At 49.5% G+C, this 17,423-nt stretch carries 13 protein-coding genes and 1 pseudogene; 8 read left to right on the top strand and 6 right to left on the bottom strand.

The window, feature by feature from the left end; all coding sequences use genetic code 11:
• Positions 1 to 37: 37 nt before the first annotated feature.
• The gene (locus tag C9I89_RS11975; protein ID WP_107283590.1) at positions 38 to 1,405 is read right to left on the bottom strand and encodes a YjiH family protein; all 1,368 of its coding nucleotides are present in this window, start codon (positions 1,403 to 1,405) and stop codon (positions 38 to 40) included.
• A 363-nt stretch (positions 1,406 to 1,768) separates the two neighbouring features.
• Here C9I89_RS11975 and C9I89_RS11970 point away from each other — a divergent pair, with 363 nt between their 5' ends.
• Positions 1,769 to 2,932: a conjugal transfer protein TraF gene (locus C9I89_RS11970; RefSeq protein WP_107283589.1), complete on the top strand. Its 1,164-nt coding sequence runs from the start codon at positions 1,769 to 1,771 to the stop codon at positions 2,930 to 2,932.
• A gap of 77 nt (positions 2,933 to 3,009) precedes the next feature.
• On the opposite strand, the gene gorA is transcribed toward C9I89_RS11970, so the two are convergent.
• A complete protein-coding gene (gorA, locus tag C9I89_RS11965) occupies positions 3,010 to 4,377 on the bottom strand; it encodes a glutathione-disulfide reductase (RefSeq protein WP_107283588.1) in 1,368 nt (455 codons plus the stop codon).
• 170 nt (positions 4,378 to 4,547) lie between these two features.
• The gene (locus C9I89_RS11960) at positions 4,548 to 5,387 is read right to left on the bottom strand and encodes a 23S rRNA (adenine(2030)-N(6))-methyltransferase RlmJ (protein WP_107283587.1); all 840 of its coding nucleotides are present in this window, start codon (positions 5,385 to 5,387) and stop codon (positions 4,548 to 4,550) included.
• Between the two features lie 224 nt (positions 5,388 to 5,611).
• Here C9I89_RS11960 and prlC point away from each other — a divergent pair, with 224 nt between their 5' ends.
• Entirely contained in the window at positions 5,612 to 7,654 is a 2,043-nt protein-coding gene (gene prlC / locus C9I89_RS11955) for an oligopeptidase A (protein WP_107283586.1), read from the top strand.
• Between the two features lie 85 nt (positions 7,655 to 7,739).
• Here the strand turns inward: prlC and gppA are convergent, their stop codons facing one another.
• Together gppA and rhlB are read right to left on the bottom strand one after the other, a co-directional pair.
• A complete protein-coding gene (gppA, locus tag C9I89_RS11950) occupies positions 7,740 to 9,233 on the bottom strand; it encodes a guanosine-5'-triphosphate,3'-diphosphate diphosphatase (RefSeq protein ID WP_107283585.1) in 1,494 nt (497 codons plus the stop codon).
• A 9-nt stretch (positions 9,234 to 9,242) separates the two neighbouring features.
• Positions 9,243 to 10,559 (bottom strand): ATP-dependent RNA helicase RhlB, encoded by a 1,317-nt coding sequence (gene rhlB, locus C9I89_RS11945; protein WP_107283611.1) that lies wholly within the window; start codon positions 10,557 to 10,559, stop codon positions 9,243 to 9,245.
• 113 nt (positions 10,560 to 10,672) lie between these two features.
• Here rhlB and trxA point away from each other — a divergent pair, with 113 nt between their 5' ends.
• The 6 genes and pseudogenes from trxA (at position 10,673) to fre (ending at position 16,350) form a co-directional block, all read left to right on the top strand.
• Positions 10,673 to 10,999 (top strand): thioredoxin TrxA, encoded by a 327-nt coding sequence (gene trxA, locus C9I89_RS11940; protein ID WP_107283584.1) that lies wholly within the window; start codon positions 10,673 to 10,675, stop codon positions 10,997 to 10,999.
• A gap of 195 nt (positions 11,000 to 11,194) precedes the next feature.
• A complete protein-coding gene (rho, locus tag C9I89_RS11935) occupies positions 11,195 to 12,460 on the top strand; it encodes a transcription termination factor Rho (protein ID WP_107283583.1) in 1,266 nt (421 codons plus the stop codon).
• 239 nt (positions 12,461 to 12,699) lie between these two features.
• On the top strand, positions 12,700 to 13,695 hold the full coding sequence (locus C9I89_RS11930; RefSeq protein WP_245905476.1) for a hypothetical protein: 996 nt from the start codon (positions 12,700 to 12,702) through the stop codon (positions 13,693 to 13,695).
• Positions 13,696 to 13,860: 165 nt separating this feature from the next.
• Positions 13,861 to 15,312 (top strand): annotated as a pseudogene (gene ubiD, locus C9I89_RS11925) (4-hydroxy-3-polyprenylbenzoate decarboxylase); the annotation flags it as partial.
• A gap of 36 nt (positions 15,313 to 15,348) precedes the next feature.
• Positions 15,349 to 15,630: a 2Fe-2S iron-sulfur cluster-binding protein gene (locus C9I89_RS11920; protein WP_107283580.1), complete on the top strand. Its 282-nt coding sequence runs from the start codon at positions 15,349 to 15,351 to the stop codon at positions 15,628 to 15,630.
• A gap of 9 nt (positions 15,631 to 15,639) precedes the next feature.
• Positions 15,640 to 16,350: an NAD(P)H-flavin reductase gene (gene fre, locus C9I89_RS11915; RefSeq protein WP_107283579.1), complete on the top strand. Its 711-nt coding sequence runs from the start codon at positions 15,640 to 15,642 to the stop codon at positions 16,348 to 16,350.
• Between the two features lie 121 nt (positions 16,351 to 16,471).
• Here fre and C9I89_RS11910 read toward each other — a convergent pair whose 3' ends face one another.
• The gene (locus C9I89_RS11910) at positions 16,472 to 17,347 is read right to left on the bottom strand and encodes a carboxylate/amino acid/amine transporter (RefSeq protein ID WP_107283578.1); all 876 of its coding nucleotides are present in this window, start codon (positions 17,345 to 17,347) and stop codon (positions 16,472 to 16,474) included.
• Positions 17,348 to 17,423 lie beyond the last annotated feature (76 nt).

Genomic DNA, 17,423 nt, shown 5'->3' with positions numbered 1-17,423 from the left:
AGCTGGCTCATGCTTTATCTAGATACCGGGCGATGACTTAGAAGAACATATGCGCCATTAATGCGATGACTGGCAGAGTCACCAGGGTACGCAGAATAAAGATAACGAACAGTTCCCATGCTTTGACCGGTACTTTACTGCCTATCAGCAGGGCACCAATTTCAGACATATAGATAAGCTGGGTGACCGACATCGCCGCAATGACAAAGCGGGTCAGGTCACTTTCAATGCCAGATGCCAGAATCGATGGTAGGAACATATCGGCAAAACCCACCACTATCGTTTTTGAAGCTGCAGTCGCTTCCGGGATCTGGAGCAGTTCCAGGAACGGAATGAACGGCATACCCAGGTAATCAAATACTGGGGTATTTTCTGCAATGACCAGCGCCACTGTACCGATGGCCATAACGACGGGCAGGACACCAAAGACCATGTCGACGGCATTTTTTACGCCATCAAGGGCGATAGCACGCAGGCTTTTTACTTCTTTAGCCTTGTCTAGCGCTTGTTCTAAACCATAAGAGAAAACGTTATGGCCAGCAGGCACGGCCTCGCTGTCAGCAGAGATTTCAGTACCATCAATGTAAACGTTTTTCTTGTTTGATAGCGGGGGCAGACGCGGCACGATGATTGCAGCAACCAGACCAGCCAGACAGACGGTCAGATAGAATTGGGCAAACATATGCTCAAGGTTAACCTGAGAAATCACGACCAGGCTGAAGGTAATTGAGACCGCAGAGAACGTCGTACCAATAACCGCGGCTTCACGCTGGGTGTAAAGACCCGTTTCATACTGTTTGCTGGTCAGTAATACACCAACACTGCCATCACCCAGCCAGGAAGCGATACAGTTTACGGATGAACGTCCCGGCAGACCGAAGACTGGGCGCATTACTTTAGTAAATAGGGTGCCAAAAAACTCAAGCAGACCAAAATTCAGCAGTAGTGGTAGCAACATACCCGCAAAAATGAAAACAGAAAAGAGAACCGGTAATAAGTCGTTTAAGACTAAGCCTCCGGTTGCGCCATCATGGATCATTTCCGGGCCGAATCCGAAGTAGGTCATCAGCACAAATACCGCCCCCATCTGCTGGACAAAAAACCATGGCAGAGTCGGGTTGAGCAGGCCGCCCAGGAAGCTGTTGTTGGTGATAAAACCAGGCTTTGCCAGCTTAGTGAGTACAGACATAATAGCAGTCAAGCTGATGATGAAGGTTACCATCGCAGTTAACATACCATCAAAAACGGTTTGTACGGATTTTGCCAGCACGGCAATCGGAATGGTGATCGTGCCTTGGTAATCGATAGGTGCCATAAAGAGGAAAACACCTAACAGAGAAGGAAGAAGGAACATCAGCCAGTTGGCTTTGCTGCTCGATGATGTTGTGATTGCCTGATCCTGCATACTCGACCTTTAACTAGCTGTATTGATGGGTGGAAATAACTGCGTTTATTCTTCTGGAATAAATATTCACCGATTTTCCATAATCAGCGGTTGGAAGGTTACAGTTTTTATGCGGTGATTGGAATACTTCGCGTGTTTCTTTGTGTATTTATTCATTTTATGCTGGGTGTGATTGAATGTGCAGTGATGTGTACTTCATTTTTGTATGTGAAGGCCAGTCGAAAAGGGCAGAAGATGATCACCATTCCATTTATTGATTAAACTATCACTAAGTATCACTGTTGCTTATTGTTTGACCAGTTTGGCTACCTATAATGTGGCCGCTCAGTCGTTGGATAACTTTAACAATAAGCACAGATAACCATGAAAACAGACCTAAAAGGACTTTCTTTGGCCGTTGCTGCTGCACTGCCTTTTGTTTCAATTTCGTCATTGGCTATGTTTAACGGAGCGGATGCGCGCGGTGGTGCAATGGGGGGGACAGGCGTAGCCTCTGCCCAGTACCTGACAGCAAGCTTCTACAACCCGGCAATGGCGACTAATTACGCCATGAGTGATGACTTCGGTATGGTTCTGCCTGTCGTTGCTGCCGGTGTGCATGATAGCGATGAGTTGTATGACAAGGTGGAAGATTTTCAGAAGCTCAATAACCGCCTTGGCAATACTACTTCCCTGCAAGAACTGGAAGAATGGCGTGATGCACTGCTGGCGTTGGATAAAGGTGAAGTGGAGATGGAGGTGATTACCGGTGCATCGTTAGCACTGCCTAACCGCTATGTCAGTGCTAACCTGTTCTTAAAAGCCCAGGTTGCCAGTATGGTAAGCGCGAATATTGCCGAGAGTGACTTGGTTGATCCTGATCCGGATAACCTCAACTCGAACGTACAGGGGCTGGCTGGCGGTACGATTGATATGGGTATGACTCTGGCGAGGGAGTTTGCCTTGCCGTTCCAAGGTCACCGGCTTTCAGTGGGGGTTTCACCAAAGCTTCAGAAGATAGTGGCATTGAATTATCTGGCGAGTGTCAGTGATTTTGACGAGAATGAGTTTGACCTCGATGAGCGCAAGGAAGATAACGCATTTAACGTCGATGTTGGTTTTGCTTATAGGCCGAGTGACAACCTTACATTTGGCCTGGCAGCACAGAATCTGATTAAGCAGGAGCTGGACACCAATATTTCACGTGAGACGAAGGCGACATTCCTTGTTGAGCCAAAGTACACTGCTGGTTTGGCCTACGATAATGGCTGGTTGTTGCTGGCAGCCGATCTAGATCTTAATAAGCAGCGCTATTTTATCGGGGCTGATTATGAAACCCAGTTTGCCCGGGTTGGAATCGAGCTTAATGTCTGGCAGTGGGTACAGGTACGGGCCGGTTACAGCCATAGCATGACGGATTATTCGGAAGATATGCTGACGGCAGGTTTGGGCTTTACCCCGTTTGGCCTGTTCGGACTAGAGGTTGCGGGCCAGTACGGTGAAGATGAGCACTATGGCGTTGCAGCACAGTTGGCGTTCATGTTCTGATCACTCGCAAATTCTTGCATATAACAAAAAGGAGGCTAAAGCCTCCTTTTTGTTGTAGAGACTTTCCAGACATCCATCTACATGGTAACAAATTCTTCCGATCCGGTTGGGTGGATAGCAACAACGCTGTCGAAGTCTGCTTTGGTTGCGCCCATTTTGATTGCAACACCAAATCCCTGGATCATCTCATCGACGGTAAAACCGATGCCGTGCAGGCCAACCACTGTTTCTTCCGGGCCGGCACAAACTAGTTTCATCTTGCAGGGCTGACGGTGTGAGGTCACGGCCGTGTACATCGCCGTGAAGCCCGATTTGTACACTTTCACGTTGTCTTCGCCGTATTCGGCAATGGCTTCAGGCTCGGTCAGGCCAATCGTGCCGATTGGCGGATGGCTGAAGACCACCGTCGGGACCAGTTTGTAGTCCATCTTAGCATCGGTTTTGCCGTTGAACAGGCGCTCAGAGAGCTGACGGCCCGCTTTAACGGCCACAGGGGTCAGCTCGATACCGCCTGCCATGATATCACCCACACAGTAGATACCTTTAACATTGGTTTGCTGATATTCATCAACCTTGATGTAGCCATGCTCCGTGGTTTCTACGCCCGTTGCTGCCAGATTGATTTTATCTGTGGTCGGGTTTCGGCCGATGGCCCAGATCAGCAGGTCGGTATTGTGCGACTCGCCGTTTTCAAAGTGCAGGGTTGTTGTGCCATCGGCCTCTTTAACCACTGCTTTCGGAATTGAATGGGTATGAAGTGTCGGGCCTTCCGTATCCATCACCTCTACCAGCGTTTCGATGATCATCGGATCGAAACTGCGTAGCGGTGACTCTTTACGAACGAACAGGTGGGTATCGGTACCCAGTGCGCTCAGTACACCGGCGATTTCGACCGCAATGTAACCAGCACCGATCACGGCTGTGCGCTTAGGCTGCTCGTTCAAATCGAAGAAACCGTTTGAATCGATACCGTGCTCTGCGCCAGGAATGTCAGGGATAGTTGGTTCGCCACCGACGGCAATCAAGATATGATCGGCGGTGTAGTGCTCGCCGTTTACTTCGATGGTCTTAACATTACCGCCATTAGTATCAACAAAGGTAGCAAAACCAGTGATCACTTCGATTTTGTTGTTACCAAGAACGTTGTCATAAGCTTTATGGATACGGCCGATATACGCTTCGCGGTTTTCTACCAGCTTGCTCCAGTTAAAACTTTTCACGTCTACGTCAAAGCCGTAATCTTTGGCATAAAGGTGCATAGCCTCAGCAATTTGCGCGCCGTGCCACATCACTTTCTTCGGAACACAACCCACGTTGACACAAGTACCGCCAAGCGCCTTGGCTTCAATCAGGGCCACTTTTGCGCCATACATGGCAGCCCGGTTTGCCGATGCAATCCCGCCACTACCACCGCCGATACAAATGTAATCAAAATGCTTTGCCATGACTTTCTCCGCTTATTGTAGGATTTATTAGCTGAACCTAGTGTAATCAAGAACGTTGAGAGTTACGAGTAGCGGGGATCGAGAAAGTCGGACGGGAAGGGAATAACTTATTAAAGGTAAGAATAAGGCGGGCATGCACCCGCCTGCAAAGTTGTTGGGTCGTCGGAAGGTTATTCCGGCACAATCCATTCTATTTTGTGGTGTCCGTGAGTCGGGGCAATGGCTTGTTGCAGCCAGGGCAGAATCGCCTTCATCTGGCTTTCTAATTTCCACGGAGGATTGATCACAATCATGCCCGATGCCGTCATGCCGCGTTCGGTCGTGTCGGGCTCAACCCCTAATTCAATCTGCAAAACCTTACGAATGCCGCTTTTCTCCAGCCCTTTAAGCATTTTATCGATGTTTTCACGATATACCACTGGGTACCAAATCGCATAGGTGCCAGTTGCCCAGCGCTTGTAGCTATCTGCGATCGCGTTGACCACATCCATGTACTCATGCTTGAGCTCATAAGGCGGGTCGATTAACACCACACCACGGCGTTCTTTCGGTGGCAAGCTGCCTTTTAAGCGCAGGAAAGCATCTTCTTTATACATCCGCACCTGGCGATCGCCTCGGAACTCCTGCAGCAGCAGCGGGAAATCTGACGGGTGCAGCTCAGTCAGCACCATCCGGTCCTGTTCGCGAAGCTGAGCGCGGGCGACTCGCGGTGAACCTGGGTAATAACGCAGTTCATCACTGTCATTGAGCGCTTTGATCGCATCAATGTATGACGCGATTTCAGCGGGAATATCATCACGAGACCAGATACGGGCAATGCCTTGTTTGAACTCACCGGTTTTTTCACTGCGCTCATCTTGCAAATCGTAACGGCCAACGCCGGAGTGAGTGTCGTGATACACGAAAGGCTTATCTTTTTGCTTGAGTGCATCCAGGATCAGGCTTTGGACGATGTGTTTAACCACATCGGCATGGTTGCCGGCGTGGAAGCTGTGGCGGTAACTCAGCATGAATCGGTCTCTATGAGTATTAAGTGATGACAGTTGGTGGCTATTATGGCGAATTGTCCGTGAATAGCCAGACAGCGGCAGGAACTTTAGTAAAGCGATATGTGGATTTGAGATTAAAATAATAGAGCTGACAGAGAAAATTCGCTCATAATTCGGGGTAAGGGATTGAATTGATATGCCCGAAGACACATTTAATAAAGGAAGAATGAATTAAGGATATGCACATGTCTAACCCATTATTAACCATGACGGATCTGCCTCCGTTTTCTCAAATTAAGCCAGAACACGTAAAACCCGCGGTTGAACAAGCCATTGCTGACTGCCGTCGCAACGTTGACGATGTGCTGGCCGGCGAGGCAGTACCGAGTTGGGATACGATTTGTGCACCACTGGCTGAAACCGATGATCGTCTGAGTCGTATATGGTCACCGATCGGTCATCTGAACGGGGTGAAAAACAGCCCTGAATTGCGCGAAGCCTATGAGAGCTGTCTGCCGCTGCTATCTGATTACAGTACCTGGGTCGGCCAGCATAAAGGCCTGTATGACGCTTATAAAACGATTAAAGCCAATGATGACTTTGAACAGTTAAGCCAAGCACAACAAAAATCGATCACCGATGCGCTGAAAGAATTTGAATTGTCAGGTATTGGTTTGCCCGCTAATGAGCAGCATCGCTATGGCGAGATCAGCAAGCGCCTGTCAGAGCTGGCATCGTCATTTAGCAACAATGTCCTGGACGCCACCATGGGGTGGAGCAAGCAGATCACCGATGAGGCTGAATTATCCGGCTTACCGGAATCCGCGCTGCAAGCGGCCAAAGCCGCTGCTGAAGCTAAAGAGCTCGATGGCTACCTGTTTACCCTCGATATTCCGTCTTATTTGCCCGTGATGACATACGGTGAGAACCGGGCTTTACGCCAGGAAATGTATGAGGCATTTGTGACCCGTGCCTCCGATCGCGGTCCGAATGCCGGTAAATGGGATAACAGTGACATCATTGCCGAGAAACTGAAACTGAGCCATGAACTGGCACGCCTGCTTGGTTTTAATTGCTACAGCGAAAAGTCACTGGCAACCAAAATGGCCGAAACCCCAGAGCAGGTACTGAGTTTCTTAAATGATCTGGCGATCCATGTGAAACCTCAGGGTGAGCGAGAGGTGGCTGAGCTGCGTGATTACGCCAAGAGTGAATTTGGTGCCGATGAGCTGGAACCGTGGGATTTTGGTTTTTATGCAGAAAAACTGAAGCAGCATCGCTACAGTATTTCAGATGAACTGCTGCGCCCTTACTTCCCTGAACATAAAGTGGTTGCAGGCCTGTTCGAAGTCCTCAAGCGTGTTTTCGGGATGGAAGTACAGCAGCGTGAAGGGGTTGATGTCTGGGACGATAGCGTCTCCTTCTACGATATTTTTGATGCCTCGGGCGAACTGCGCGGCAGCTTCTACCTCGATCTTTATGCCCGCGAGCACAAAAATGGCGGAGCCTGGATGGATGAGTGTATGGTTCGTCGTACCCGTCTTGACGGAAGCTTGCAAAAGCCGGTAGCGTACCTGACCTGCAACTTCAATAAGCCGCTTGGTGATAAGCCGGCGCTGTTTACCCATGATGAAGTGGTCACCCTGTTCCATGAAACGGGCCATGGCATTCATCATATGCTGACAAAAGTGGATGCGCCAGCTGTATCCGGGATCAATGGCGTACCCTGGGATGCGGTAGAGCTGCCAAGCCAGTTTCTGGAAAACTGGTGCTGGGAAGAAGAAGCTCTGTCATTCATCTCGGGTCATTTCGAGAGCGGCGAGCCATTGCCAAAAGAGATGTTAGACAAGATGCTGGCAGCGAAGAACTTCCAGTCCGCCATGGGTATTTTGCGTCAACTGGAATTCGGCTTGTTTGATTTCAGTCTCTACACTCACTACGATCCGGAAGTGGGCGCACAGGTACTTGAGACCCTGTCTGAGGTGAAATCTCGCGTGTCGGTGGTACCAAGCCCTGAGTGGGGGCGTTTCCCGCACGGCTTCAGCCATATTTTTGCCGGTGGTTACAGCGCGGGGTACTACAGCTACCTGTGGGCGGAAGTGCTGTCATCAGACGCGTTCTCACGTTTTGAAGAGGACGGTATTTTCAATACCGAGACTGGCGCAGATTTCTTAGATTGCATCTTAGAGCGTGGGGGCAGTGAAGAGCCGATGGATCTGTTCAAGCGCTTCCGTGGCCGTGAGCCGAAAATAGATGCCCTTCTTCGTCACAGCGGAATAACTGGCTAATTTGTGGTTAAAATTGGTCGTTTAGAGAATAAAAAAGGCTCCCGGGGGAGCCTTTTTTGATCGGATTGGGATTGAAGCTAAGCGTTTATTTGCTTTCTTCGATCACCAGTGGCCAGCCCATGTCGGTTTGGCGGGTGGCTTCTTGTTGTAGTTCAGCACAGGTGAGCGGGTTGGCGGCAAGCCAGCCGGCAGGAAGAGCAAGAACCAGGGTATTATCAGCAACCGATAAGCTAAATGGCGGCTGCTGGGTATGGTCGCGGCGATGGCAGAGAATGACCGCTAACCGTAACAGACGTAAAAGACGGGCTGCACTATGGGCAGACAACGCGTGCTGTTCCGGCAGGCTGGTCAGCTGTTCGCGGAAACGACGTAACAGCTCGGCGATCAGGTGCTTCTGGGCCCGGGTAAATCCTGGTAAATCGATGTGATTGATCAGGTACGCGGCATGTTCACCACTTTTCTTGAACTCAATACTGGCACCAATTTCATGTAGGGTGGCACTGGCATGCAGCAGATATTTAGCCTGAGGTTCCAGTTGCCATTCTTGCTCACAAGCTGTCAGCAACGCCATTGCACAATGGGTAACCGCATTGGCATGCCGGATATCAAGCTGAAATCGCTCCTGAACACTGATAAGCGTGCGTTCGCGTACATCATGGTGACGCATCTGGCTCATCATTTCATACACCATACCTTCACGTAAGGCGCCTCCGGCCAGAGTCATAGACTGGATATTCAGTGACTCAAACACGGCGATTAAAATGGATAAACCGCTTGGAAATACCAGCGCGCGTTCCAGGGTCAGCCCTTCAATATCAAGATCTTCCAGGCGTTCATATTGCATTGCCTGACGTTGCATGCGTTTTAACTTTTGCAGGGTGATAATTTCATCCATCCCTTGCGCCAGCATAATTTCCTGCAGGGCTTGTACGGTACCACTGGCACCGACACAGGTTTCCCAGCCTAACTGGGTGTAATGCTCGACAATCGGCTCAATGGTATGTTTAGCCGCATTGATGGCCGCCTCAAAATTTTCAGCCGTTAAGTAGCGATCTTTAAAATAGCGTTCTAACCAGGTAACACAGCCGATCTTCAGGCTGGTTAATGCGCTGGCATCAAAGCCTTCACCGATAATCACCTCGGTACTGGCACCGCCGATATCGACCACTAAACGCTTGTCGCTCCCCCCGGAGGTATGGGCGACACCCTGATAGATAATTCGGGCTTCTTCTTCGCCGGGAATGATCTCGACATCGTAACCAAGAATGTCTTTTGCTTTGGAAAGAAAGGTCTCAGCATTAACCGCAGTACGTAACGCTGCCGTCCCGACAATACGGATGCGTTTGGCCGGAATATCCTGCAAGCGTTCCGCAAACAGGCTCAGGCACTCCCAGCCACGTTGCATCGCTTCTTCACTCAGTTCGTTGTGGGCATTAAGCCCTGCAGCCAGACGCACTTTGCGCTTAATTTTAGCCAATGTCTGCACACTGCCGGCGACTTCACGAACAATCCACATATGAAAGCTGTTGGAGCCTAAATCAATTGCGGCGTACAGAGGTGATACTGAACTTCTTTCCATCGGCATTTCTTACTGTGGTTTCTGTGGTTGTGTGCGTCGGCGGTTATTCCGTTGACGCGACTGGCCCTGTCCCTGACCTTGACGTTGTGAACTATTGCGACGGTTACCACCCTGACGCGGTGAACGATGAACGCGAATAGCGGCAGGCAGGTCATCGAGCAATGCCTCGGCATCGTACTTTGACTGCGGAATAGCGTGCTCGATATAGGTTTCAATGGCAGGCAGGTTGATTGCATACCCTTCACAGGCAAAGCTGATCGAGTGACCGCTTTCGCCGGCACGACCGGTACGACCGATACGGTGTACATAGTCTTCAGCATCATCTGGCAGATCATAGTTAAAGACGTGTGTCACCTGGGGAATATGCAGACCACGTGCCGCCACATCCGTCGCGACCAGAATATCGAGTTCACCTTGAGTGAATTGTTCCAGAATATTGATACGTTTTTTCTGTGGTACATCACCGGTTAGCAGGCCAACACGGTGTTGATCGGCGGCAAGGTGTGCCCAGATATCTTCACAGCGGTGCTTGGTATTGGCAAAGATAATCGCGCGATCGGGCCACTCTTCTTCAATCAGGGTCTGTAACAGACGCATTTTGTCCTGATTGGATGGGTAGAACAGCTCTTCCTGGATGCGATGACCTGTTTTTTGTTCAGGCTCGACAACCACACTTTCCGGGCTGTTCATGTGCTCGAATGCTAGCTCTTTCACACGGTAAGACAATGTTGCAGAGAACAACATGTTTACGCGTGCTTTAGGCGCAGGCATACGGCGGAACAAGAAACGGATATCTTTAATAAAGCCCAAATCGAACATGCGATCCGCTTCATCAAGAACCACCGCTTGAATTGACGCCAGATCAATAACACGTTGCTTATAGAAATCGATAATACGGCCACAAGTACCGATCAAGATATCTACGCCAGCTTCCAGTGTTTTTTGCTGCTTCTCGTAGGCTTCGCCACCGTAGGCAAGACCTGCTTTCAGGCCGGTGCTTTCGAGTAACGGTTGAGCATCATTGAAAATCTGGATCGCCAACTCACGCGTTGGGGCAAGGATAATTGCCCGTGGGTGGTTAGCCTTGTGATCTTCTGATGCAGGGTTAAGGATCAAATGGTTAAAAGTCGCAGTCAGGAATGCCAGGGTTTTACCTGTACCTGTTTGCGCTTGACCTGCAATGTCTTGGCCGGCGAGCACGACCGGCAATGCCAAGGCCTGGATAGGGGTACAATAATGATACCCTTTAGCTTCCAGTCCTGATAAAACCGTAGGGTGTAAACCTAGGTCGGCAAATTTCTGCTCTGTGATGTGAGTCGTCTTCATTCGCATAGAATATCAGCTTAGGGTTGCAATACGAAACGGATTCCATTCAAATAGGGCATCGATTTGCTGGTTAAAATAAAATCAGCTAAAAAAATCAACCATTGGAGTGGAAGATGAGCGACAAGATTGTGCAGCTTACAGACGCAAGTTTTGACAGTGATGTAGTTAATGCTGCGGGCCCGGTACTAGTCGATTTTTGGGCTGAATGGTGTGGTCCTTGCAAAATGATTGCCCCAATTCTTGACGAGATCGCGAACGAGTACGAGGGTAAACTGACTATCGGTAAATTGAATATCGATCAGAATTCAGCAACCCCGCCTAAGTTTGGTATCCGTGGTATTCCGACATTGTTATTGTTTAAAGATGGCGGAGTAGCGGCAACGAAGGTTGGTGCGCTGTCTAAGACCCAACTTAAAGAGTTCCTGGACGCGAACCTATAAGCCGTCATACGCGAACTGTGCGCAATTTCTCAGTTGTGCGCAGTTTGTCTTCCGACTATGCTAGACGGAAGGAATATTTAGTGATAACTTGTTGCACGTATACTGTTGTATCGTTCATTTCTTGACCAGCCCATAGGTCAATTCTATCCAAACTAATATAGAACCCCCATTTTGACAGACAAGAAACCCACCACTATGAATCTTACAGAACTGAAGAACCAACCTATTCCAAAATTGGTTGCGCTTGGCGAAAGCTTAGGATTGGAAAACCTGGCGCGTTTGAGAAAGCAGGACATTATATTTTCCATTCTCAAACAGCACGCAAAAGGTGGTGAGGACATTTTTGGCGATGGTGTTCTAGAGATTCTCCAAGATGGCTTCGGCTTCCTCCGCTCCTCAGACAGTTCATACCTTGCCGGTCCCGACGACATCTACGTTTCTCCTAGCCAAATCCGCCGTTTCAATCTTCGCACTGGTGACACTGTTGCCGGAAAGATTCGTCCTCCTAAAGACGGTGAACGTTATTTCGCGTTATTAAAAGTAAACGAAGTTAACTACGATAAGCCGGATAACGCCCGAAACAAGATATTGTTTGAAAACCTGACGCCGCTGCACGCGAACGATCGTATGCGCATGGAGCGTGGTAATGGTTCGACAGAAGACATCACAGCTCGTGTTCTTGATTTAGCATCACCGATTGGTAAAGGTCAGCGTGGTCTGATTGTTGCTCCGCCTAAAGCGGGTAAGACCATGTTGCTGCAGAATATCGCGCAAAGTATTGCCTACAACCACCCGGAGTGTGAGTTGATGGTATTGCTTATCGATGAACGTCCGGAAGAAGTGACCGAGATGCAACGCCTGGTTAAAGGTGAAGTAATTGCATCAACGTTTGATGAGCCAGCATCGCGCCATGTTCAAGTGGCAGAAATGGTTATCGAGAAAGCGAAGCGTCTGGTTGAACACAAAAAAGACGTGGTTATCCTGCTTGATTCCATCACCCGCCTGGCACGTGCATACAATACCGTTGTTCCTTCATCGGGTAAGGTACTAACCGGTGGTGTTGATGCCAACGCACTACACCGTCCTAAGCGTTTCTTCGGTGCAGCACGTAACGTTGAAGAAGGTGGTAGCTTAACTATCATCGCAACAGCGCTGGTTGATACTGGTTCTAAGATGGATGAAGTTATCTACGAAGAATTTAAAGGTACAGGTAACATGGAACTGATCCTGTCTCGTAAGATTGCTGAGAAACGTGTTTTCCCTGCGATTGACTTCAACCGCTCTGGTACCCGTCGTGAAGAGCTATTGGCGAAAGCGGATGAGCTGCAGAAAATGTGGATTCTGCGTAAGATCGTTCACCCAATGAATGAAACCGATAGCATGGAGTTTTTGATCGACAAGCTATCGATGACTAAGACGAATAATGAATTCTTTGACGCGATGCGCCGTCAGAAGTCTTAATCAAGACTGCTTAAGTCACAAAATAATAAACGCCACCTAGTGTGGCGTTTTTTATGGGTTACAATTACGGCATACTAAAAACAGCATTCGATTAATGTTTTTTAGCGGTGAATCGTAAACATGCCATAACGGCAATACTTGACCAGGACGGCGGGTAGACATTGCACGATCACTCTCGACGACGGCAAAACCTCGACGATAAAAAAACAGAATGGATTTACTTACCGTAAGGAGACGGCATGCGACAAGGAATGTGCATGGCACTCTTGCTATTAGCTGGATGCATTAACTCTGCATTGGCGATTGAAGTGACAGAGCAAGAGGTCCAACAGGCTGCAGTATCATCACAAGTGGTGAGCCGGGTTGCGGCATTAACCCGCTTATATAACAACAGTGATTTTCGAGCCTTAGAGTTTAACTTGTCTCAGCTGGCACCGTTACAGCAGGAAGCGGTGCGGGCACAACTGGTACAACATGCGGTTGAGTTTGGCCAGTTAGATCAAATGAAAGCAGACTGGCTGCAAACCCAGGCCGATCGTAAACCTGCTTTTACCGTGGTTGAGCAGGGAGATGGCTACCTGGTCACTAAGTCAGCCTTTCACTATGGCGCCCAGTCACGTGGTCTAGTGTTGCACTGGCAGCAAATTCTGCTGGCCCAAAAGATGGTGCAACAGGCCGAAGCCGGTTCCTTGATCCTGTCCAAATGGCTGACGGGAGATACCCATACTCAGAAACAACGCCGTAATATTTTCCTCGAACAGTTATCCAGCTTATCATCCGATGCGATCGCGAAGCTGGTGGCGCAATTTTCTTCCGACTCGCATCTGATGTGGCTGCCTGATAATGCCATTATTGCCAACCTGGCGGCATTATCCGGTGATCAGCCCTTGTATCACCTGCTGTGGCGCCGCCGTACCGATCAATATAGTCTGGCTGAGCTGAATCGTTTGGCTGATCTGGCACCATCGCCACAGGCTGTTGAGCAGTTGATGGCAGCAACAATAAACCCTTCCCTTAAGCAACAGGCATACCGTGCACTGGCGGTGCAGAAACCGATGTCACCGCAGATCCGTGAGTTTCTGGTGGATAAACTTAACGAAGTCGATGACGGTCATGTGGTCGCGACGCAACTCGCTCAGCAAGGCTATGTCGGCTGGTTAAAGCAAATTGCAGCATCGAGCCGCAATCAGGTGTTGCAGAAAAACCTGCAGCTGGCGCTGACTGAGTTGCCGTAACTGCGCACTTCATTGATGAAGACAACTTATCCTTCTGTTGCTGGTGTTTGCTTGGTTTTTGCAGTGTGTTCAGGTTAACAAATCGTTATAATGTCGCGAACTTGATAGCAGATAGCAGCAACCCTTTGAGTCTTGCTGCTTTATTATTGGCAACGGGTAGAACCTATGAAATTCAAGGATCTGCGAGACTTTATTGATTACCTCGAACAAGAGGGGCAATTAAAGCGTATTCAGCAGCCGATCGATCCAAATCAGGAAATTACCGAAATTTGCGACCGTACCTTGCGTGCGGGTGGCCCGGCACTGTTATTTGAAAACCCTGTCGGCTATGACATGCCGGTGCTGGCTAACCTGTTTGGTACCCCGGAGCGTGTTGCCATGGGGATGGGCCGAAAAGAGGTCAAAGAACTGCGCGAAGTGGGCGAATTGCTGGCGTACCTGAAAGAACCTGAGCCACCGCGCGGTTTCCGTGATGCCATAGATAAGCTGCCGGTGTTCAAGCAGGTTTTGAATATGCCGACCAAGCGGCTGCGCAAGGCCCCGTGCCAGCAGATTATCTGGCAAGGTGACGAGGTGGATCTGGACAAGATCCCGGTGATGAGCTGCTGGCCGGGGGATGTCGCTCCATTGCTGACCTGGGGCCTGACCATCACCAAGGGACCGAATAAAAAACGCCAGAACCTCGGTATCTACCGCCAGCAGAAAATCGCCAAGAACAAGATCATCATGCGCTGGCTGGCCCACCGTGGCGGCGCACTGGATTTACGTGACTGGACGGAAACCCACCCGGGCGAACCGTTCCCGGTGACGGTGGCTTTTGGTGCCGATCCGGCGACGATTTTGGGGGCGGTAACCCCGGTGCCTGATACCTTATCGGAATATGCGTTTGCCGGTTTGCTGCGTGGCAGTAAGACGGAAGTGGTGAAGAGCCTTAGCAATGAGCTGGAAGTACCCGCCAGTGCGGAAATTGTGCTCGAAGGCTACATTGACCCGAATGAATTTGCTGACGAAGGCCCGTATGGCGATCATACCGGTTACTACAACGAGGTCGAACGTCACCATGTCTTTACCATCACCCATATTACGATGCGTAAAGATCCGATTTATCACAGCACCTACACCGGTCGTCCGCCCGATGAACCTGCGGTTTTAGGTGTCGCACTCAACGAAGTGTTTGTGCCTATTCTGCAAAAGCAATTCCCTGAAATCGTTGATTTCTATCTGCCACCGGAAGGATGTTCTTACCGGATGGCCGTGGTGACGATGAAGAAGCAATACCCTGGTCATGCCAAGCGCGTGATGATGGGGGTCTGGTCATTCTTACGGCAGTTTATGTACACCAAGTTTGTGATTGTGTGTGACGATGACGTTAATGCACGTGACTGGAATGATGTGATCTGGGCGATCACCACCCGTATGGATCCGAGCCGGGATACTATGTTGATCGACAATACCCCGATTGATTCGTTGGATTTTGCCTCGCCGGTTGTGGGGTTGGGCTCTAAAATGGGGCTCGATGCAACCAACAAATGGCAGGGGGAAACCGATCGTGAATGGGGAACCCCGATCACCAAAGATCCTGAAATTGTTGCCAAGGTCGATGCCATTTGGGATGAGCTGGGTATTTTAGAGAACGTTTTAGATTAATTAACCATGTCAGAAATTACCGCGAAGCATCAAATACACCTGTTGCCGCACGATATTGTATTCACTGCCAGCGAGCAGGAAACCGTATTGGAAGCTGCGCTCAACGCAGGCATTGCTTTTCCTAACCGCTGTCAGGTCGGTGTTTGTGCCATGTGCATGTGCCGTAAAAAAACGGGCGAGATAAGTTACCAACTAGAGCCTATGCTTACTGAGAACGAGCAAGCCGAAGGTTGGATCTTTGCCTGTCAGGCCGTAGTGAAAAGCGACTTGGTATTAGAGCTAGACTAGAGGAAGATAATGTCCATCAAATGCGAAGTAAAGTCAGTAGAGTCATTAGCCTGTAATACATTTAAGATTTTATTACAGCCTGAAGCGCCCATTGAATTTAAGGCCGGTCAATACTTGTTGGCAGTAATGGGTGAGAAAGACACACGCCCGTTTTCGATTGCCAGCAGCCCTTGCCGTGAAAATGAGCTGGAGCTGCATATTGGTGCCGCTGAGCATAACCCTTATGCCATGGAAGTGGTTGAGGCGATGAAGGCTGCTCTGGCTTCTGGTGAGCCTGTCGAGATTGAAGCCCCACACGGTGATGCATGGGTTCGTGAAGATAGCGACAAGCCTTTGTTGTTGATCGCCGGTGGTACGGGTTTTTCATATGTGCGTAGCATTCTGGATAACTGCTTAAGTCGTGGCGTTAGCCAGCCTATTTTTGTTTATTGGGGTGGCCGTGATGCGTGCCAACTGTATGCTAACGATGAGCTCACTGCATTGGCTGAGCAGCACCGTAATCTGACTTACGTGCCGGTTGTAGAAACAGCACCAGAAAATTGGCAAGGTAAAGTGGGTAATGTACTGGAAGCGGTGAGCAATGATTTTATCAGCTTGTCGGCTTACGATATCTATCTGTGCGGCCGGTTTGAAATGGCAGGGGCTGCGCGCGAGCTGTTCACTGCAGAAAAAGGCGCTGATCGCGAGCGTATGTTTGCTGATGCGTTTGCATTTATTTGATGAAAAGGCCCTAGGAAGAGCAGGTTCTAGGCCCTAGGAAAATCAAAAGCGAGAGGCAAATGCTTCTCGCTTTGTTGTTATATAGGAGGGAGGGGTGTCCACAAGGGCCACAGAACCGCTCTTATCCCGTTCTTTCCATTTCGACTTTTCGCTTCACCCAGGTTTCATTGAACCACAGCGATGCCACGATGATCGCGCCGCCGATAATCAAGCGCGGGTAGTCCACATCGCGGTTCCAAATCACAATATTCACAATTAAGCCCGCTGGCACCAGGGCATTATTCATAATCGCTAGAGCGCCGGCATTGACCATCGTCGCTCCTTTGTTCCAGATGAAATAGCCCAGCCCGGAAGCGAACGTACCCAGGTAAATTAAAATACCCCACTGGGTAGATGTCGTTGGCAGCTTGTCGATATTGCCAAATAACAGGAACATCGGCAGCGCGACACAGATCGCCCCTAAGTAAAACAGGCCAAAGACCGTATGCTGCGGTAAATCGGCCTGTTCCTGCTCCATGATGTGCTTGTAACCGACCTGGCCGATGGCAAAGCAGAGGTTGGCACCTTGCACTATCAGGAAGCCGACAACAAAGTTCTCATTGATCCCGGCAAACTTGATCACCGCCGCACCCAAGACCGCAATCACGGCGGTCAACAGATACCAGGCAGAGAATTGCTTGTGCAGCAAATCATAAATAAGGGTGACGTAAATGGGGGTGAAGATGGTAAACAACAGCACTTCCGGTACGCTTAAATAGAGGAATGACTGATAGTAGAAGCAGTACATGATCCCGAGCTGAAAAGCACCGACGACCATGAGCTTCAGTGCCAGCTTTGCATGCAGGTGTTGCTTGCGCAGAAAGGGAAGAAAAACCAGCCCTGCCAGTGTGACTCGGGTCAGAACCGAAAACCAGGCATCAACCTGACCCGCCAGATAGACGCCAATCAGGCTGAAGGAAAAAGCCCATAACAGGGTGACAGCAGATAAATATCCCATTTGATAGATAATTTTATATTTCTATAGGTGGCGCTAGTTTAACCGAATTTGCACCGTTGAAATATGGAAAAATCAA

It is taken from the genome of Photobacterium lipolyticum, assembly GCF_003026475.1.
In the GTDB taxonomy this organism is placed as follows: domain Bacteria; phylum Pseudomonadota; class Gammaproteobacteria; order Enterobacterales; family Vibrionaceae; genus Photobacterium; species Photobacterium lipolyticum.
This window is presented reverse-complemented; position numbering and strand designations above follow the sequence as displayed.

What these genes read in the sequence shown, in the direction of transcription:
- prlC (WP_107283586.1), top strand. Translation starts at nt 5,612, where the DNA reads ATGTCTAACCCATTATTAACCATGACGGATCTGCCTCCGTTTTCTCAA.
- C9I89_RS11910 (WP_107283578.1), bottom strand. Translation starts at nt 17,347, where the DNA reads ATGGGATATTTATCTGCTGTCACCCTGTTATGGGCTTTTTCCTTCAGC.
- fre (WP_107283579.1), top strand. Translation starts at nt 15,640, where the DNA reads ATGTCCATCAAATGCGAAGTAAAGTCAGTAGAGTCATTAGCCTGTAAT.
- C9I89_RS11930 (WP_245905476.1), top strand. Translation starts at nt 12,700, where the DNA reads ATGCGACAAGGAATGTGCATGGCACTCTTGCTATTAGCTGGATGCATT.
- gorA (WP_107283588.1), bottom strand. Translation starts at nt 4,377, where the DNA reads ATGGCAAAGCATTTTGATTACATTTGTATCGGCGGTGGTAGTGGCGGG.
- C9I89_RS11970 (WP_107283589.1), top strand. Translation starts at nt 1,769, where the DNA reads ATGAAAACAGACCTAAAAGGACTTTCTTTGGCCGTTGCTGCTGCACTG.
- C9I89_RS11975 (WP_107283590.1), bottom strand. Translation starts at nt 1,405, where the DNA reads ATGCAGGATCAGGCAATCACAACATCATCGAGCAGCAAAGCCAACTGG.
- gppA (WP_107283585.1), bottom strand. Translation starts at nt 9,233, where the DNA reads ATGGAAAGAAGTTCAGTATCACCTCTGTACGCCGCAATTGATTTAGGC.
- C9I89_RS11920 (WP_107283580.1), top strand. Translation starts at nt 15,349, where the DNA reads ATGTCAGAAATTACCGCGAAGCATCAAATACACCTGTTGCCGCACGAT.
- rho (WP_107283583.1), top strand. Translation starts at nt 11,195, where the DNA reads ATGAATCTTACAGAACTGAAGAACCAACCTATTCCAAAATTGGTTGCG.
- C9I89_RS11960 (WP_107283587.1), bottom strand. Translation starts at nt 5,387, where the DNA reads ATGCTGAGTTACCGCCACAGCTTCCACGCCGGCAACCATGCCGATGTG.
- rhlB (WP_107283611.1), bottom strand. Translation starts at nt 10,559, where the DNA reads ATGAAGACGACTCACATCACAGAGCAGAAATTTGCCGACCTAGGTTTA.
- trxA (WP_107283584.1), top strand. Translation starts at nt 10,673, where the DNA reads ATGAGCGACAAGATTGTGCAGCTTACAGACGCAAGTTTTGACAGTGAT.